At 45.4% G+C, this 16,503-nt stretch carries 15 protein-coding genes and 2 CRISPR repeat arrays (1 of these 17 only partly in view); all 15 genes read right to left on the bottom strand.

The annotated features are described in order from the left end of the window. Window positions 1–229: direct repeats of the CRISPR family, unit length 32 nt; unit sequence ATTTCAATCCACGCATCCGCGTAGGATGCGAC (it extends 1,340 nt beyond the left edge of the window). A 188-nt stretch (window positions 230–417) separates the two neighbouring features. The 15 genes from cas2 to JSQ80_RS18805 all read right to left on the bottom strand — a co-directional run bounded on the left by cas2 (window position 418) and on the right by JSQ80_RS18805 (window position 16,391). Beyond that, on the bottom strand, window positions 418–708 hold the full coding sequence (gene cas2, locus JSQ80_RS18870; protein WP_206096315.1) for a CRISPR-associated endonuclease Cas2: 291 nt from the start codon (window positions 706–708) through the stop codon (window positions 418–420). A 9-nt stretch (window positions 709–717) separates the two neighbouring features. Further along, the gene (cas1c, locus tag JSQ80_RS18865) at window positions 718–1,749 is read right to left on the bottom strand and encodes a type I-C CRISPR-associated endonuclease Cas1c (RefSeq protein ID WP_206096314.1); all 1,032 of its coding nucleotides are present in this window, start codon (window positions 1,747–1,749) and stop codon (window positions 718–720) included. Beyond that, the gene (cas4, locus tag JSQ80_RS18860) at window positions 1,733–2,410 is read right to left on the bottom strand and encodes a CRISPR-associated protein Cas4 (protein ID WP_206096313.1); all 678 of its coding nucleotides are present in this window, start codon (window positions 2,408–2,410) and stop codon (window positions 1,733–1,735) included. The genes cas1c and cas4 overlap by 17 nt, the downstream gene beginning before the upstream one ends. Then, complete coding sequence (cas7c, locus tag JSQ80_RS18855) at window positions 2,400–3,263, bottom strand: type I-C CRISPR-associated protein Cas7/Csd2 (RefSeq protein WP_206096312.1); 864 nt, start codon at window positions 3,261–3,263, stop codon at window positions 2,400–2,402. The genes cas4 and cas7c overlap by 11 nt, the downstream gene beginning before the upstream one ends. Continuing rightward, window positions 3,260–5,179, bottom strand: a complete 1,920-nt coding sequence (gene cas8c, locus JSQ80_RS18850) for a type I-C CRISPR-associated protein Cas8c/Csd1 (RefSeq protein WP_206096311.1) — start codon at window positions 5,177–5,179, stop codon at window positions 3,260–3,262. The genes cas7c and cas8c overlap by 4 nt, the downstream gene beginning before the upstream one ends. Next, window positions 5,176–5,895, bottom strand: a complete 720-nt coding sequence (gene cas5c / locus JSQ80_RS18845; protein ID WP_206097658.1) for a type I-C CRISPR-associated protein Cas5c — start codon at window positions 5,893–5,895, stop codon at window positions 5,176–5,178. The genes cas8c and cas5c overlap by 4 nt, the downstream gene beginning before the upstream one ends. 251 nt (window positions 5,896–6,146) lie before the next feature. Next, window positions 6,147–8,627: a CRISPR-associated helicase Cas3' gene (gene cas3 / locus JSQ80_RS18840; protein WP_206096310.1), complete on the bottom strand. Its 2,481-nt coding sequence runs from the start codon at window positions 8,625–8,627 to the stop codon at window positions 6,147–6,149. Between the two features lie 91 nt (window positions 8,628–8,718). Beyond that, entirely contained in the window at window positions 8,719–9,444 is a 726-nt protein-coding gene (locus JSQ80_RS18835; protein WP_336245793.1) for a helix-turn-helix transcriptional regulator, read from the bottom strand. A 27-nt stretch (window positions 9,445–9,471) separates the two neighbouring features. Continuing rightward, a complete protein-coding gene (locus JSQ80_RS29785; protein ID WP_336245792.1) occupies window positions 9,472–9,675 on the bottom strand; it encodes a helix-turn-helix transcriptional regulator in 204 nt (67 codons plus the stop codon). 99 nt (window positions 9,676–9,774) lie between these two features. Further along, complete coding sequence (locus tag JSQ80_RS30040; RefSeq protein WP_418888878.1) at window positions 9,775–10,128, bottom strand: PH domain-containing protein; 354 nt, start codon at window positions 10,126–10,128, stop codon at window positions 9,775–9,777. Continuing rightward, a complete protein-coding gene (locus tag JSQ80_RS18825; RefSeq protein ID WP_206096308.1) occupies window positions 10,032–11,255 on the bottom strand; it encodes a PH domain-containing protein in 1,224 nt (407 codons plus the stop codon). The genes JSQ80_RS30040 and JSQ80_RS18825 overlap by 97 nt, the downstream gene beginning before the upstream one ends. Continuing rightward, on the bottom strand, window positions 11,239–11,748 hold the full coding sequence (locus JSQ80_RS18820) for a PH domain-containing protein (RefSeq protein ID WP_206096307.1): 510 nt from the start codon (window positions 11,746–11,748) through the stop codon (window positions 11,239–11,241). Before JSQ80_RS18820 ends, JSQ80_RS18825 begins: the two co-directional genes overlap by 17 nt. Window positions 11,749–12,024: 276 nt before the next feature. Beyond that, a CRISPR array of direct repeats spans window positions 12,025–12,522; the repeat unit is 32 nt; unit sequence ATTTCAATCCACGCATCCGCGTAGGATGCGAC. 701 nt (window positions 12,523–13,223) lie between these two features. Then, complete coding sequence (locus JSQ80_RS18815) at window positions 13,224–13,922, bottom strand: ATP-binding cassette domain-containing protein (protein WP_206096306.1); 699 nt, start codon at window positions 13,920–13,922, stop codon at window positions 13,224–13,226. 19 nt (window positions 13,923–13,941) lie between these two features. Then, window positions 13,942–14,658 carry a hypothetical protein gene (locus tag JSQ80_RS18810; RefSeq protein WP_206096305.1) on the bottom strand — a complete coding sequence of 239 codons (717 nt, stop codon included), beginning with the start codon at window positions 14,656–14,658 and terminating at the stop codon, window positions 13,942–13,944. Between the two features lie 1,544 nt (window positions 14,659–16,202). Continuing rightward, a complete protein-coding gene (locus JSQ80_RS18805; protein WP_206097764.1) occupies window positions 16,203–16,391 on the bottom strand; it encodes a hypothetical protein in 189 nt (62 codons plus the stop codon). Window positions 16,392–16,503 lie beyond the last annotated feature (112 nt).

The raw sequence follows: 16,503 nt of genomic DNA, 5'->3' as shown, positions 1-16,503 counted from the left end.
CAATCCACGCATCCGCGTAGGATGCGACTTTGACCCCGAATGACAAATAGCTGATCCAGTTGCTATTTCAATCCACGCATCCGCGTAGGATGCGACGAGCATTGGTTTGCTGAATGAGCATATTGTATTACAATTTCAATCCACGCATCCGCGTAGGATGCGACTGGACGGATATGACAGACTCTGAGCAAGTGAAAATTTCAATCCACGCATCCGCGTAGGATGCGACAGCGAAAAATGATTGTGAAAATCACATTTCGTTCTTAATATGATGTAACTAATCAAAAGAGCTATAGAATCAAGCTAAAAATAGGTCTTTTTCATTTTGCAACAAACCATAAAATGGACTTTACCTATAATTATAGAAAAAACGTGGTGCGAATCCCCCGGGGATTTCATGTGCACTATACATTCGCACTAGATAATTAGTGGCCCTTCCATATCAATAGATTCTTTCACGCCGATATGCTCAACCTTGTTTTTATAGTTGTTCCCAAATTGATAGAAGCGCAGGCTGTCTTCCTTTTGATCTATAATATCCGTCAATTGAATCTTCAGGCTGGCGAATTGAGCAGCGTCTACATTACATTCAAAGACGGAGTTTTGAACTCTCTGGCCGTAGTTCTGGCACAGTTTTGAGACTCTGCGCAGCCTTCGTTGGCCCGCACTGGTCGTTGTCTTTACATCATATGTGATTAACACTAGCAATCTAAACACCTACTTCCATAGAAATGGAGGGTATTCATCCAGATCATTGCGCAAATAACGCGCCAGCAACAATGCTTGGGCATGTGGCACTAAGCCCCAGCTTATTTTCTCGCCTAAATACGGATGCATGATTTTCTCTTGTTTTTTATTTTGCCATGCCGTCAAAAATTTCTTTCTGGCCTCATCTGTCATAAGAACAGCGCCATTTTCCTTTTTATAAAAATCATCTTTGTTCACGATTTTCTTATTGATCATAGTTAGAACAAATTTATCTGCATAGATTCCCCGCAATTCTTCCATAACATCCAACGCCAGTGAAGCCCGTCCCGGACGATCCCGATGCAGGAACCCAACATATGCATCCAGACCAACCGCTTCCAGGGCTGCTGCCATATCATTCGCTAATAACGTATATGCAAGGGACAGCATCGCATTCACATTATCCAGCGGTGGTCTGCGCGAACGGGAACGAAAATAAAAATCGTCTGTCTGCTGCAGAATCATTTGACCCAACGCCTTATTGTAACTGACCGCAGCCTGTCCTTCCAAGCCTCTTAACCGCTCCAGCTCCTCACACTCTCTCACTTCCAGCATAAGGGATGATAACTGCCCGGAAATCTCCTTGAACTGAGCGACATCTATCCTTAGCGGGTAGTCTCTCGTCATTCGTTCAATCATCCATTTATGATTGAAAATTTTGGCCACTATAAAGTTGCGTGCAATTTGGGCTGACGAAGTCTCATTCTCGGAGACAAGATATTGTTTTTTTCGCAGAACAACGTTCCCTTTGCTCTGTCCAATGACACGCGCCAAAAACCGCCCACTCATCGTCATAAAGGTGATCGCTATATTCCGATCCGCACAATACCCCATCAACGCAGGACTTGCTCCTGTATAACCAAAAGCGACGATAGCTTCCAGATTGTGCAACGGAAGACGGCCCAGCTTCTCTTCTCCCTTCAGCAGCACAATATTGTCCCCGTCCAATGCCATATAAACGTCCGGCTGGTTTACATATAACGTGTTAAGAAGACGCTTCATCCCTGATCTTCCCCTCAATATAACTTTTTACCGTCCGTTTATTCATCAGAGCTGGGAGACAGATGGATTGCAGCGAGCAGTTTTTGCAATATGGCCCGCCTTTTACTTTGGGTGTATGGTTGCGCTTGTAATAATCATGCATCTCCGCTGCGACAACTCTGACCCTCTGCTTCACATCATCCGTAAGCGGAACTTCAATTCGATGCTTCAACTCTTGATAAAAAATATATCCGGTCTGTACATCGCACAACAGCATCTCTTCCAGACAGAGCGCTTGCGCAGCCAGTTGCAATACATCTGATTCATCCGTCTTCGGCTTGCCGCGCTTGTACTCAACAGGATAAGCGATATATTTGCCTTCAGCCCCACGAATCTCTACTCCGCAGCTGTCTTGTACGAACTCGACCACATCGCAGATACCTGCCAATTTCAATTCATGCGACTTGACAGACATAGCGCGAACGACAAGCTTGTCGCCGCGTTTTTCCCTCGTGAACGGTTGATCTGCATTGCGATGAAGATGTTGCCCTTCGATCGTCTTCACATTTTCTTCCCATTGCTGTTCTATGTGAATCAACGCCCATTGCCGCTTGCAGAATTGAAAATGCTGGATGCCCGATAGCATTAAATAGCTATCCTCAGCCTCATCATTATAGGCCATCGATGATCTCTACCTTCAAGCCTTCCAACTCGTCCAACGCAATATCATAATCTTCTTGGAACGATTTCGCTTCTTCCTTATTTTTGCTAACATGCAATGAGCGGTGCACTTTCGCAGATGAATATTGACCCAACTTGGAGCTGTGCTCCCACCAATACACTTTGTGCACTTCCATACTTCCTTCCGGTCTGGCAGAAGAAGCATCATTTTCGAACAGTGTAACAAGCGTCTGCTTGATTTTCTCCGCATCTTCCGTAGTGAAGCCTGTCTTTTCCGCCAACTGCGTATTGATGCTGCCGTAAAATACGTACACGCCGAAGTCTACGCGGTGCTTCATCCCCATCGTATCCGACCCTCTCTCCTTGCCTGGCTCCGAGTTGACGCTCTTTGTAATTTGCATACTCGTAATATCAATCGGATCAACGCTCGTTGCCGTATGTATCGACACCGGACCGCGCACACCAACAGAGACCCCTTTATCTCCACTGCCCTTGAAGGCAAATACCTGGCCGAAGCTGCGGACATCGATCCACTGCTCGCAAGCGATTTTCGCAAACTCTTCGCCGGAACCGTCTTTTTGTTTTAATATTTTCGCCAGTGCCTCGTTTCCTTCTGCGCGCTCGCGCAAGCTTTTGAGTTGATCATCGCTTCTATCATTAGATTGGACAAAAATAGACTCACCGATATCTTGCAGCCGGTTTCTAATTTTCCGCTTTAGCGCCACATCCGATACTTCGCCGTGCCCGTCATAGTTTTGACGCGGGCGGTTGCCGTTTAACGGATCGCCGTTCGGATTGGCTTTGGTCACAGAAAATACAACAGCAAAATCAATTTTATGATCGAGAATTGTCATTGTTCGTTCACTCCTTCGTTGGATTGTTTGGTTTGATTTTCTTCTTTCTTCTTCCCTTGGAAAAAGTCATGTCTTTGGCTGGAGAGTCCCAGCAAAAACTTTCCGGATAATGGCTTGTCATTAAAGTCTTCATATTTAAATTTGGATAGAATCTCATCCATCAATTTCGTCAGATCAGTACATTTCGCGCCCAAGCGCGCCTGATACGGGTGCAACCCCGCTTGAATCACCCTCCACGTCCGCTCCGGATGTTGCGCGAACGAGTTCATATAGCGAATCGCGTTCGTTGCGCGCGTTTCTTCCGAACCTAGTGCACGCCGCTCCAAAATATCGGCCACTGCCAACAATCTTCCAAACAAATAGCTGCGGTCATCATTTTCTTTATCCAACGCCACCTTATACCCCTCCTTCTGGTAGAACTTATTTACTAAAGCGCATGCGATGCTAAGCGTCTTCTCCCATTCCCATTTTTCCATCGCTACCGGGTTGGATGCGCGGCGAACGACGCTGCTAACAATATCGGCCGGAATTTTGACGCCGTCTAACATGCACGGCAGCATGCGTTCCATCAGCCCTTTCACGACTTTATCACTTGCCGTAGATCCATAAGCGGCATAGGCAATATCTTTCGTCGCCGGTGTGCCGAAAAATTGAACATAGTCGCCTTGCTCATCTTTGCGGTAACGGTGCAGCCATACACAAGTGGAATGCCATTCCACCAGCTTTTCAAAGTAATGCTTCTTGTCCAGATTGCGATAATATAGCACAGCCATACGCCCGGTCGTGGCAGAATCAAGGATAAGCAGATTTACAGCGGGATTCGTAAGCGAAAGCTTCTGTTCCGTTCCATATCCAGCCAAAGCACTGACAATGTCTCGCGCCAGCCCTTCGTTCGTGAAAGACTCCCTTTTGTGCGCAGCGGATTGTTCCGGAAAGAGAGCGAAGGTATCTTCTCCGGGAGCCGGCACGTCTACCGCATCGTTCGACCAAATGAGAAATACGCGCCCATCAATGATTTTCCCTTGGCGGTTAATCAGCCATTTCAGCGCATTATGGGCTTTTTGCGATACCTCATAGCTAATGCCCGCCGCTTCCTGGCTGCTGCTGAACCGGCCGCGGAACGTAAAGCCGCTTGTATCGCTGGCCGAGATCAACTTCGCTTTGTCTGCCGGATTTCGTATTTTGTTCGCATGCTTGTCCGTACCTGGCACCAATTGCCCCGTCACATAACACAGTTTGTTATTGCCCAGCTTACTGTTATAGTAGCGGATGAACGAATCATAGACCTCCGGATCTTTCCACACTTCCTTAAGCGGCCGAACCGGGGAGTAGACCGTAAACCGAATGAATGCGCTTTCTTGTTCGCCATTGAGCACGCCAAACAGCGGTGGTTTCTCGTCACCGTATTTTTTATCCCATTTGCCAAGCAGACAACCGTTCCCATCTAGGGACAACAGGTTCTCTTTTTCAACCAGATCGCGAACGAGCCTTTTTTTATTCAGGTACTTAAAGATACTGGCGACATGAGGATGGCGAAATGGCGATAAAGCCCATTCTTCCAACTTTTCGATATAGGCTTTGAACTGATCCGCTTTCTTGGCTTGTCCGCCATAGTCAATGTAGTCTCCAGCCACATAGCTTAACTTATCATGCAGCGGATAAGGAAATACGGCAGTCCCCGAACGGCTGGAGGAGTCCTCTGTGCAAGGAATCAAAGTACTGGCATCGCTCTTGTCAACGACGATGGCTGAATGGAATTCCCCGTCTTCCGTAACACGAACTTCAATATGTGCCGTCTGTGTCGTATGAGAAATCGGAAGCAGCGTAAATTCCTGCCCGTTATGCCTCTTCTCGACAACCCCGACCCGATCCAGGTTCGACTCATACGTCTCATATAATTGCTGCAACCAACTCATCGGCTTCCCTCCGCTTCCAGCCGGACCTCCAGTTCCTCAACCGACTCGATCTCCCCGGTCGCGAATCGTTTTGGTTCCATCTGCGCCACAGGGCGAACAAGCTTACATTGTTCCGGCGTGATAAACTCAATGATGCCATCCTTCATGACCGGGTTCCATAACCTCGTCTCCATCTGCTGCCTTCCTGTCTCGTCGCGATAATTAATGCCGTGCACCATCGTTCCGAGATGAAGTTCGCCATAATTGTCATAGAAGCCCTCTCCTGTGTTAAAGTTACATGGTTCTACGTAACCTTGACATTCTCTTGCTCCCAGGAAAATGTCCCGGCGTCCTCCCGCCCGCAACGCGCGCTTCAAAATATTGTGGTGCTTATTTTCGTCGCGATCATACTCCAAATCCGGCCGATTCGGGTTGAACACGAAATGAGCCCGGCATTGGTAACGAACATCTTTCAAATAGGAGTAGTATGCAAGCGTATTGCCGCCGCCATAGTCAAGCGGGCGAACCCCTTTGGACTCCATCCGAATCGGATTCATAACGCGAACGGCATCCACAACAAACAATATCGTCGGTTTCCAGTAGATCGATTCGACGATTCCCTTTAACGCTTGATAGGTTGGGACAGGATAAGACATCTTTTCCCCGCCCAGCTTCGTTAACGGGTCTGTAAACAGCGCATAATTCCCGAACACCTCGAACTCAATGCTGTTCCGAATCAAACGCGTCGCCCCCTTTCCACAATTTCCCTACAACTTCATTCTATCTTCTCCAACAAGAAATAACAATCTTATCTAATAAAATATTATATGAACATTTTGTTTCAGACCTGAGGGTAAAACCAAAAAATCTACGCATCATCATATACCTTAATTGTGCTATAATGGCTTAAGTTGTCGCTGGAATAGCGCGGATTGAAAAATATAGTATTTTATTAGAAGCCTATCGCTAAAAGATAGGCTTCACTCCTCTAGAAACAACCCAAAAATCCCATAGCGCTGTCGCTGTTCAGATCAACTCCAAAATGCTCGCTGTAAGCCCCATCCTTCAACACGAGCACCTTTCCGTCCAGACGGCTCTCCAATCCGCCGCTGCGATCCAACTGATGCAGTTCGTGTTCATACAAATTGACCGTGAACTGCTGTGCCCGCTTCAGCAGACGCGTCAAATCATCGATCGTGCCGCTTCCGTTCAGGTCGGCAATCACTTCTGTGCCTCCTCCATAGGGAACAATAACAGCGCGGGTATAATCGTCAATAACATGAAAATATTTCGCGGCGGTGCCATAGCTATTAGCGAGACCTAGCGGCAGCCATGTGTCCTTCGCCTTCTCCTCTTCCTTCTTCTTGTGATAGGCCTGGAAATAGCTGTCCGTTTCATACCGTCCAGCATATAGCAAGTCCGTCATATTTTTGCGCAGCTTAGGCACAAAATTATTCAAATCCGCTTCCAGCCTCATATAGAACTTCTGGAAATAAAATTCCATCGCCTGCCGCGACAGCAGGTGGCCGCCATGAACTGCCGGATCGCGCTTTCTATCGACGAGCATCGCGCGCGTCAGTTCCTTCCCTACTTGAATCTCTTTCAAGTGCTTCAGATTCTCTTCCGCATGATCGATAATGTAGACATTCCGCATCTCATCCTTCCCATGCCGGTTGCACCGTCCCGCCGCCTGCGCAATCGAATCCAATCCGGCCAGGGACCGTACGACACAATTGAAGCTGACATCAACGCCTGCTTCAATCAACTGTGTGCTGACGCAAATCACTTTTTCCTTCTGCTGAAGATGCACCCTGACCTTGTCCAAAATCGCAAACCGGTGAGCGGGACACATCGACGTGCTTAAATGATACAAATGTATATTCCCATCCGAGCCGAACTGACGTTGTTCCTGTATCGCTTGCAATCGTTCATACAGCGCCTTGACGACTGATTTCGTATTCAAGATAACAAGCATATTTCCCGCTTCCTGAACGGTATCCCGGACAAAGTCTGCCAAGTCTTCCGTACCCCAAGCCTTGTCGGTAGCTTGATCAATTAACTCGACGCGCTTAAACGCATCGATTACGCGATTAATATCCTGTATCATCTCTGCGTCCGTCCCGATGTCAAGCTTCTGCTCCACGAACTGCAGCGCCGGCTGCGTCGCCGTGCACAGCACGACACTGGAGCCGCCATACTCCTTCAAAAAGTTCAGCGCCTGGTTGAACAGCGAAATGCAATGCGTAGGCACCTTCTGCACTTCGTCAAATATAATGACTGCATCACACAAGTTATGGAGCCTGCGTATGTTCCGGCTCCCGTGGGCAAAAAACACGTTCAGAAATTGCACCATCGTCGTAAAAATAATCGGCGCATCCCAATTGTCCTTAGCCAGGTTCGCCTTTTGCCGCGCAGTCAGCGCCAGCCCGTCCTGCTCCTCGTCGTCTTCCTCCACCTCCACTTCTATGACGTTGGAATGATGCTCCAGAATATTCGCATCATCCTGCAATATTGTGCGCACCGTGGCTGCATTCTGCTCAATAATTGTCGTAAACGGGACGACATAGATAATCCGCTGTTTGCCAAAGGTTAACGCATGCTTCAAAGCATATCTCAAGCTAGCCAGCGTCTTGCCGCCACCGGTTGGAATCGACAAAGTATAAATAGAAGACGGCTTCGCGGCAAAACGTTCGCATAGCTCGGACATTTCGCTGCGCAACAGCGCAATTGGCGTATCAGCGTCTTTATTTTCTTCGAAAGAACGAAGTTGCGCCATCAACTTGTCATAGTAACCTTCAAACAATGCCATCACGTTCTGTTCCGGCTCGTCCGGCTCTCCCATCTCAAACCAGAGCGTGTTCGTCCGGTCGGCATCAATCAAGGCACTGAACACGAACTTGGTCAGGAACATCAGCTTCAGTTCCATACTTTTTGCAGGTTCTCTGGCAAGAAATTGCTCTACTTCAGTGGCTGCCTGCTTCACATATTGTTGAAAATCCTGCTCGCTCATGACATGTGTAAAAAAGGCTTCGACGCTCTGATCAAACTCCTCCAACTTTTTGCAAGCAACCCGTCTCAAGTAAGGAGATTCCAAATCCGGATCCAGAAAATCATGCAAATAGGAATGATGCGAAATAATCGCATTGCCTACAACCTCAGCCAAAATCGTTTTATAAGGCGCTTTCGCATCCGCATGAAAACGATCATAAAGCAACCGTCCTCCGGCCGTAGAATGATCAACATCCCCCCGGCGCAGCCGATCCTCGGCTCCGTTCACAGCCGCCAATATGTATGTCCTGAACTTCTCCGTATATTTCCCCATATCATGCAGCATGCCCGCCAGCCCGGTGACATGAGGAATATTCAATTTCTTACCGTACTCTTCCGCCAGCGTCTTCACTTCCAGCAAATGCCGTTCCACGGTTTGCACCTTCATATCACTCACCCGAATATGAGCAATTGATTGCATTTCAGCACTCCTTTCTACACCGCTCGTATTTACTGTACCGCGCACAGGTAACAACTAAATGTCAGGGAACTTAAATATTCCAGATGATGCATTAGTTATACATCTCCATCCAACGCTGTAACCGCTCGATGAACTGCTTCCTTATTGATAGCGGTTCCAGAATTTCGGCAGACGGGCCATACTGGGCGAGCCAATTCAGGAAGCCTTGCTCATGGTTGACTGTCGCCTCGAACAATAAGCTTCCATCGGGCAAGTCCGTCATTTTGGGGCGCACGAACATTTCCTCTTCCTTGATATATCTGGCCACATCGGGCTGAAATTTGACCTTGAACGTAATAAGCGATTCGCCCCGATGTACCGACCAAGTATGCTTCATATAGTGGTGGATGTCGAAGTCGCCTTTGTCGAAGTTATTAGTCGTTATTTCGACGCGATGAAACCGGCTCATGCGGAACATCAAAATGTCCTGCTTCCGATGACAATACCCGATTAAGTAGAAGCGTTGCTCGCGAGGCACAAGACAGTACGGATCGATCTCGCGCTCTGTAACTGTATTGCGGCTTTGGGTATGGTATACTGCACGGAGTGTCTTCTCGGCTATAATCGCTTCCATCACAGGGAGTAGGTAATTTGGACTATCATCATCTGCCTTGTAAGCAGGCGTCCCCACCTGAATTAGATTCGTGAAGTTCTCCATTGCTTCCCTGCGTTTTTGCTTCTCCTTGACATGCGTCGCCATGACTTTGTCGTAAACCGAGTCGAACAGAGGCGAAAGCTTGCTTTTATCCAACATGGAAGGGAGGACAGAGAAGACCATCTCCTCTTCTTCTGTAAAATTAAGCGGTTACATCGCGAAGTTGCCTATAAAGCGATATCCTGTTCCGTATCCATCATTCGTTATAGGCACGACAAGATCTAGTGTTCGCAGATCCCGGTATATGGTTCGCTCCGAAGCTTCACATTTGTCGGCCAGTTCCTGCGCCGATATGCCAGGGTTCGCCTGTATGGCTATGACCATTTTCATGAGCCGAATCATTCTATCCGACATCGTTGTACTCTCCTCCAGATGCTCTCATAATATCCTATAAATATTGGATATTCGACACCATCTATAGGTCTACCTGCCTACTCCTTCAAAAAAATCGGACTAAATAACCTCTTCCTTGTTCACAGTGTATGGGCACTTGGAATTGTCTGTATTTTTATACCATTTTAATAACTGCTGTACATCCTCTTGGGATGCGCCGATAAATACGTATTCCTTCGCTTTCGATGGCGAATCTATCAAGAGTTCAATCTGGAAAATGCCAAATAGGCATTGGATCCAGGTTTGACGACAGGTTATCGATTGGATCGCTTGGCGCTGTACATAGACTGTAGTTCGCGTAAGACCCGGCTTCGCGATCACAGATTGATTGCCATGAACTTCCCATAGCGTTCCCGAAATATTTTCGGCTCCCCCGCCAATATAACGCTGCCGCGAAACGGGAGCGTCAACCATGCCCACGGGGACAAAATTGCGGAGACTAATATGACAAGGTTTACAGCAATGACGGGAAGCCACACAAAATACATCGCCTTTCCGGCTGGTAAATGACGCTGCGGGTTCACGATTGTAAATTCGGGCAACAGCATCTCCAATGCAGCATGCATCTCTGACCTGTGGATCGCGGGCAGCAGCAGTTTCACCTTCTTCTCCCCTGCATACCCAACGCAATCCATCCAGATGGACACATAACCAAAATAACGGCTGAACAACTGCTCCTTGACCCGGATCGACTGAATCTTCACAGTATGGAGGGAGGTTGATTTCCTCTCATACCATCCGTACTGGATATGAATATAGGCACTGTCTCGGATAACGGACCATTTATGATAGCGAATTTGCATCATGACCAGAGACAACAACCAGGACGTTAATACGCACAAGGCAATAATGCCAAGAAGCGCAAGCAGAACGGGTATAAGCTCCGTCGTCAATAATTCTTTCCATCTTTCATCTTGAAAAAAACGGACCACGCTTACTTCTTCTTCCGTGCTTGGTTCAACCCAATCCCATACATACGTTACGATAGTGAGGCACAAGGGAACTCCCAGCCAGAATGAATTCGAACTAATCGCCCTCATCAAAAGATCCTTAGGTTGAAGTACCCAATTCGGCTTTGCTTGGTTCAAGACACGCGACACGGGTCGATTCATTCTGGCAAGGAGCATGTCTGCGTTGCCTTGCGTTAACACGAACCTGGCATCAGCCTCTTCGTTCGAATCTGAAGTGTGCAATTCGGCAGTCGCCGAACCTACTAGTCGATCGGTCCAAGTCTGTTCTATCGATATATTCGTTATTCGCTCCAGCGGAATTGTTCGTTGGGTAGTGATAAGCACTCCTCTTTGAATGACGATCTCTGACTCCCCGATCTGATAAGTGTCTTTCCACCAGGAAATAATAGACCACAGCAAGATAGATAGACCAATGATGACAGCCACCCCATATACCCAATAAGGCTGTTGACCTGTGCCGGCCTTGATCTCCCTGAATAGCAAGAGAGTATAGGGGATGATCATATAGCGGATCGTTCGATACAAATGTACGGCAATCTTGATCGGATGCTGTCTATGGATTGTACGCATCAGTCTCACCTATTTTCGCCAGTTCAATGACCTGCCGCCGCAGTTTATTCGCATCATCTTCCAATAAACCGACGATGCCAGTCGCATCACCTGCCGTTACGATAACGACTTCCGATATGCCCAGCTTTTTCTGGATGACGTCCTGGTCAATATCTACATGCTGAACACGGCTAAGCGGAATAACCGATGAATTGCCGGACCATATGCTGCCCCACCGAATCACAATCTCATCCGTTGTCAGGACGTAACTTCTTCGGGCATAGCTGAAGCGAACTCCATATATGATATAGAATACGTCTTTGCTCCAATGAAACAAGAGATAGGCGGCAGCAACATATAGGATCCACTTCCATTGGGGCAACCACATCAAATAAACGATGATCGGGATGCTTGCCAGCGCAGTCCGCTTCAATGCAGAGAAAAGCCGATAAATTCGCCAATATGGCACCACATTTGGATGCAATTGTTGCTGCTCGCTAACTGTCGTATTCATAGCTGCGTACATCCTACCTTCCTTCGTACTGATACTATAAATTCTATTATGGTTGAAGAAAGTGACAACAGCCTGTCAGGGAACATATGTTCTACAAAAAAAGACAAGAATCCTGCCCCCGCGTCATCTTTTGACACGGGGGTAGATGCTTTTTTGGTTTCATAATGTTTTCTACGCGTCCGTGCAAGATGCGACGCTCAATGTGCGCTTGAGCGGTCCACGAATGCGAGTTGGATGCGACTTTTGCTTGATTTTGTTCACCTTTTTGGGCTAGCAATTTCAATCCACGCATCCGCGTAGGATGCGACCTGACACATTGAAACGAAACGCTTCAGCGATTCAATATTTCAATCCACGCATCCGCGTAGGATGCGACTTTAATCCCATTTATCAAATGCTCCCATTTCACGATTTCAATCCACGCATCCGCGTAGGATGCGACTAAAACGCAAACGAATCCTTTCGGGGAGATAACGATTTCAATCCACGCATCCGCGTAGGATGCGACCCCTCCGCTATGGTGTAACCGGGTGTGCCTGCAATGATTTCAATCCACGCATCCGCGTAGGATGCGACGTAACCGAGTGGGAAAAGAGTATCCAGACATCAAATTTCAATCCACGCATCCGCGTAGGATGCGACGACTCCCCTGCCTTAGGTATTTCTCTGAAAATGCTATTTCAATCCACGCATCCGCGTAGGATGCGACTACGGTTGGGATTACGTTGGTTGGGCATTACTCATTTCAATCCACGCATCCGCGTAGGATGCGACCTCAAATCATAAAAACTCGCCCCACTAACCTGCTGAATTTCAATCCACGCATCCGCGTAGGATGCGACTGAGGGCAATTACTTTACCTTCAATCCACGCATCCGCGTAGGATGCGACAGCGAATTTTGATAAATAAAGTCAAATTTCTACATAAAAATGATCGACGGGTTCATAAAAACAATGTTTCCAATCACCCAATGATAAAACGTTAACTACCAACACTTTAAAATTACACATATTGGCATTAATTTGGTGCGAATCCCCCGGGAAATTCATGTGCACTATACATTCGCACCGGAGAATGAATGGATGATTTTCTCATCAACATTCGAACATAAGCAAGTATCATTCAGATACAATCAGTTTTCCATCTTTTACTTACACGATAATACATACTTGATATAAAATCAATTTCACCGCGAGCCAAAGTAGATTGCTTCGTTTGCTTCCTATGACGCTAACTCTCCTGAGATAAGTTCTAAAATATGGCTAACTCCGGATCGTTGCCACAATCTCTTCCTAACCGTTTGACTCTTTCATTAAATAATTGCTCTTGGTGCAAATTTATCACTAATTTCCTCCCCTCTCTTGATCTCAATTTTAGGAAAATCTACAAAATAAAACTTTTTTCAACAATAAAAAAAGAGCCCTGCCATAAGGATCCTCTTGGTTTTCTCAAATTCTATGCTCTCCTTAACGCTTTACAAAGATGTAGCTAAATCGAACGCATGATCCGGGTCGTCCGTATCATGCATTTCCAACCATTTGTCAATATTCCCTTCGTAGCGGATTTTTCCTTTATGAAGAAGGATCATGTGGCAATCAAGATGCAACAGTTCGTTCAATTGGTGCGTGGAAATCACCACTGTCTTTTTCCGTGCTACTAAGTGATTAACTAGATTGAAAATCCTTTTTCTTGACGTCGGATCGACTCCGCTCGTCGGTTCATCCAACAAATATAATTCCCTCTCGATTTGTGTAAGCATCATAATAAACAACCATTTCCTCTCGCCAACCGACATTTTACCAATTTTCAGATCCCACAGCTTCAGTAATAATTCCTTCTCCCTTTCATCGTCAGATTTCAGGTAATCCAAGGGTTGGGAGCTTGCCGGCTGATTGCCGATCCGCTTTATAAACTTCAGGAAATCCTTCCCTTTCAATTCCGGTGAGAAAAAAACGGATTGTGTAACGTATAAAATATCGTCCATCCCAGGAAAAACCATATTGCCAGCTTGTGGATGCAAAATGCCTGAGATACAGTCGAACAATGTTGTTTTCCCCGCCCCATTCGGACCGACTAACACATTAATTTTGTCCGGATGCAGACGAAAACTGACATCCTCAAACAAAACTTTTTTTGCTTGCTTGTATGTAAAGGTAATATGTTCTGCCTTCATTTCATCCCTCCCGCCTACCTTATCTTTGTACATACGAGATAAGGTTCATTTTTTTGAACGATAGCGCACCAACGAGTAAATAGACAAGACCAACTACTATTAGCGAAAACTGAACCGTTCCAAAGCTAATAGCCTTATTCATTTGATATATAAAGCTAAACGGGTTTAATAGGTTCCAAATCGAGGATAAATGCTCGTCTTTAAATGCCAAAATAAATAATGGGTATAGAATGATGTTAATTACGGTACCAAGATTGCCTATTTTGAGCGGAAGTACGGTAAGTAAAAGAGTAAAAAGCCCGAAAGGAATGCTTAAGCATATTAATAGAAAGGATTGGACGATGAGATCAATGGAAAATACATGGAAATAAAGTCCCACAATTAAATTATAAAGCGAAAGACTAAGCAAACTAAATATGATCTGAGTCAGAAAAGTAGCGATAACAAATGGAGATTTACTCCCGGAGATTAAGACGTACGTCTTCAATAGCCCATATTCTCGCATTCGGGCAAGCTGTAATCCAATTCCATTTACAAACGACGCAATGATAATATAGCACCAAAACCATTTCATATACCAAATCTTGCTATCATGAATCGATAGGCTGTCCGTCGTACTTTTTTGAAAAAAAAGCGTTATAATTACAGGAAGTGCCACCGTCCACAGGAAAACAACCTTCTCTGACAGGAGGATTTTTAAATTCAAGACCGTAAATCCATAAATTTTTTTGAACATGATTTCACTTCCTTCTCTTCAGTTCGATAGGAGTATTGAGTAAGAAGGCTCATCGTGGAGTTGGTTACTTGCAAAAGTATTCAGGTTTTCGACCGTTAATTCTTCAAATAATGCGAAGGATTTTTCAAAATCAAATACATCAAAATGTTTCTCTGTTTCTATGCCTAGTAGTAAACGCTTACCCGATTCTAGCATTCGGTACTGATTATTTTCCGAACTGAATATCAAATGACTCTTTATTGTATTGATTGCTCTCAAAAAATCATCGTCAGATATACCTTTCTGAACCACATGGTATACCGTACTTTTAAAAACGCTTAGGATTCTATCCATGCCATTCTTTGATGGGCTTGAAAGTTTAAACAGTAATCCCCCCCCTTCTCTATATAGAACAGGGCTCGTTAGTAATGAGTATACTAATCCCTCTTCGCCGCGCATTTTTTTGCTAGTATGGATCTCGATCCAATCCCAAGTATTTGGACAAGCGTCAATAATTTCACGATGTCCTTATGTATATAAGAAATTGTTGGGTATTATGACTCTTATCCTCTTTTCCATAAACGACTTCCATTTCTTTCCACCTCCCTCATTGCATACTTTGTATAAGAACTATCATTCCAAAACTATGTTCCAAACTCAATAGATTGGATTTTTGAGTTTATACACTATAAAAAATTTTCTCTAACTGCCTTACAGTTTGAATTCAAACAAATTTCTTCTGAAATTTCTTCTGTTTTGTTGTTATATATCAATGCATAGGCGATTTACAATTCGCATAGGATTTTTACTTATTTCTTCAATGCAGCCTTTGACTGTAGTACGAATCTCACCTATGATACACGTAACCTGTTAAATAAACGTCCAAATTCTGCCCATATGTTCTTTTAAAGAAGACTTTTCTTCACATGTACTCCCCTACATTAACTTGTCAGTTTCCTTCTCTTCTGATATTCCACAAGGTAAATATGAGCCCATCTCAACTTTAGATGGCCTCATCGATGAGCAGCTTCTTATCTGCCGCCACTTGCATCATTTGCTGCCGCCGCTCAGTCGGATTCGTCTCTCCAAAAAAAGACACCTTTCTACGCTATATGTATAACGTTGGGTGTCCGCCCCTACCGATTCTACACTCTTCCCATTTCAATCCACGCATCCGCGTAGGATGCGACGAGGTTCGCCGAAAGCTGGAGCGCTTCCCCGTTGCGATTTCAATCCACGCATCCGCGTAGGATGCGACTTCGCTTCTGATAGCTCGTTGTATTTATCTTTCGATTTCAATCCACGCATCCGCGTAGGATGCGACAGCGAAATTTGATAGTAACTCTCAATTTATGCTATATAATCGAGCAAAATAATCAATTAAACGATTGAAAAAGTCAAATCTTAAATTAATTACAAATAAAGCAAGAGGAAACACCTGTATTTTGGAAGAATGTTGGTGCGAATCCCCCCGTAAATTCATGTGCACTATCCATTCGCACTAGAGAATGAATGAACCAATGCTGCATCTATATCATCTATATTTACCTCCTACTATCTTCAAATTACAAATTACCACATTTTAAAGGTTCATAATAGTACCCTTTATACGCGCGGGACACGCCTTCCTTTTTCATACCTGAGTTGTCAAATGGTGAGACATCGATGTCCAGAGGAACATACTCCTGTTCTCCGGTTAAGTCCTGCATGGGTCGTACAATTAATTCTTTAGATTGTCCAAATTGAATGTTCATAAAATCACCCCTCAGGTGATAAATAGAAACGAAACTTTTTCTTCAGATCTCTCTGCCTATGGGAGGGTTTCCTCCATTTTTCTATGTTTTTAGTATTTATTTGTCACGGATT

It is taken from the genome of Paenibacillus apiarius (assembly GCF_017052585.1).
GTDB classification, from domain to species: Bacteria; Bacillota; Bacilli; order Paenibacillales; family Paenibacillaceae; genus Paenibacillus_B; species Paenibacillus_B apiarius.
Note: the sequence above shows the minus strand (reverse complement) of the source record. Positions and strands in the feature narration are given on the sequence as shown.

Coding starts and splice junctions, on each gene's coding strand:
- cas1c (WP_206096314.1), bottom strand. CDS start 1,749: ATGAAGCGTCTTCTTAACACGTTATATGTAAACCAGCCGGACGTTTAT.
- cas4 (WP_206096313.1), bottom strand. CDS start 2,410: ATGGCCTATAATGATGAGGCTGAGGATAGCTATTTAATGCTATCGGGC.
- cas7c (WP_206096312.1), bottom strand. CDS start 3,263: ATGACAATTCTCGATCATAAAATTGATTTTGCTGTTGTATTTTCTGTG.
- cas8c (WP_206096311.1), bottom strand. CDS start 5,179: ATGAGTTGGTTGCAGCAATTATATGAGACGTATGAGTCGAACCTGGAT.
- cas3 (WP_206096310.1), bottom strand. CDS start 8,627: ATGCAATCAATTGCTCATATTCGGGTGAGTGATATGAAGGTGCAAACC.
- JSQ80_RS18835 (WP_336245793.1), bottom strand. CDS start 9,444: ATGGTCTTCTCTGTCCTCCCTTCCATGTTGGATAAAAGCAAGCTTTCG.
- JSQ80_RS29785 (WP_336245792.1), bottom strand. CDS start 9,675: ATGTCGGATAGAATGATTCGGCTCATGAAAATGGTCATAGCCATACAG.
- JSQ80_RS30040 (WP_418888878.1), bottom strand. CDS start 10,128: ATGGTTGACGCTCCCGTTTCGCGGCAGCGTTATATTGGCGGGGGAGCC.
- JSQ80_RS18825 (WP_206096308.1), bottom strand. CDS start 11,255: ATGCGTACAATCCATAGACAGCATCCGATCAAGATTGCCGTACATTTG.
- JSQ80_RS18820 (WP_206096307.1), bottom strand. CDS start 11,748: ATGAATACGACAGTTAGCGAGCAGCAACAATTGCATCCAAATGTGGTG.
- JSQ80_RS18815 (WP_206096306.1), bottom strand. CDS start 13,922: ATGAAGGCAGAACATATTACCTTTACATACAAGCAAGCAAAAAAAGTT.
- JSQ80_RS18810 (WP_206096305.1), bottom strand. CDS start 14,658: ATGTTCAAAAAAATTTATGGATTTACGGTCTTGAATTTAAAAATCCTC.
- JSQ80_RS18805 (WP_206097764.1), bottom strand. CDS start 16,391: ATGAACATTCAATTTGGACAATCTAAAGAATTAATTGTACGACCCATG.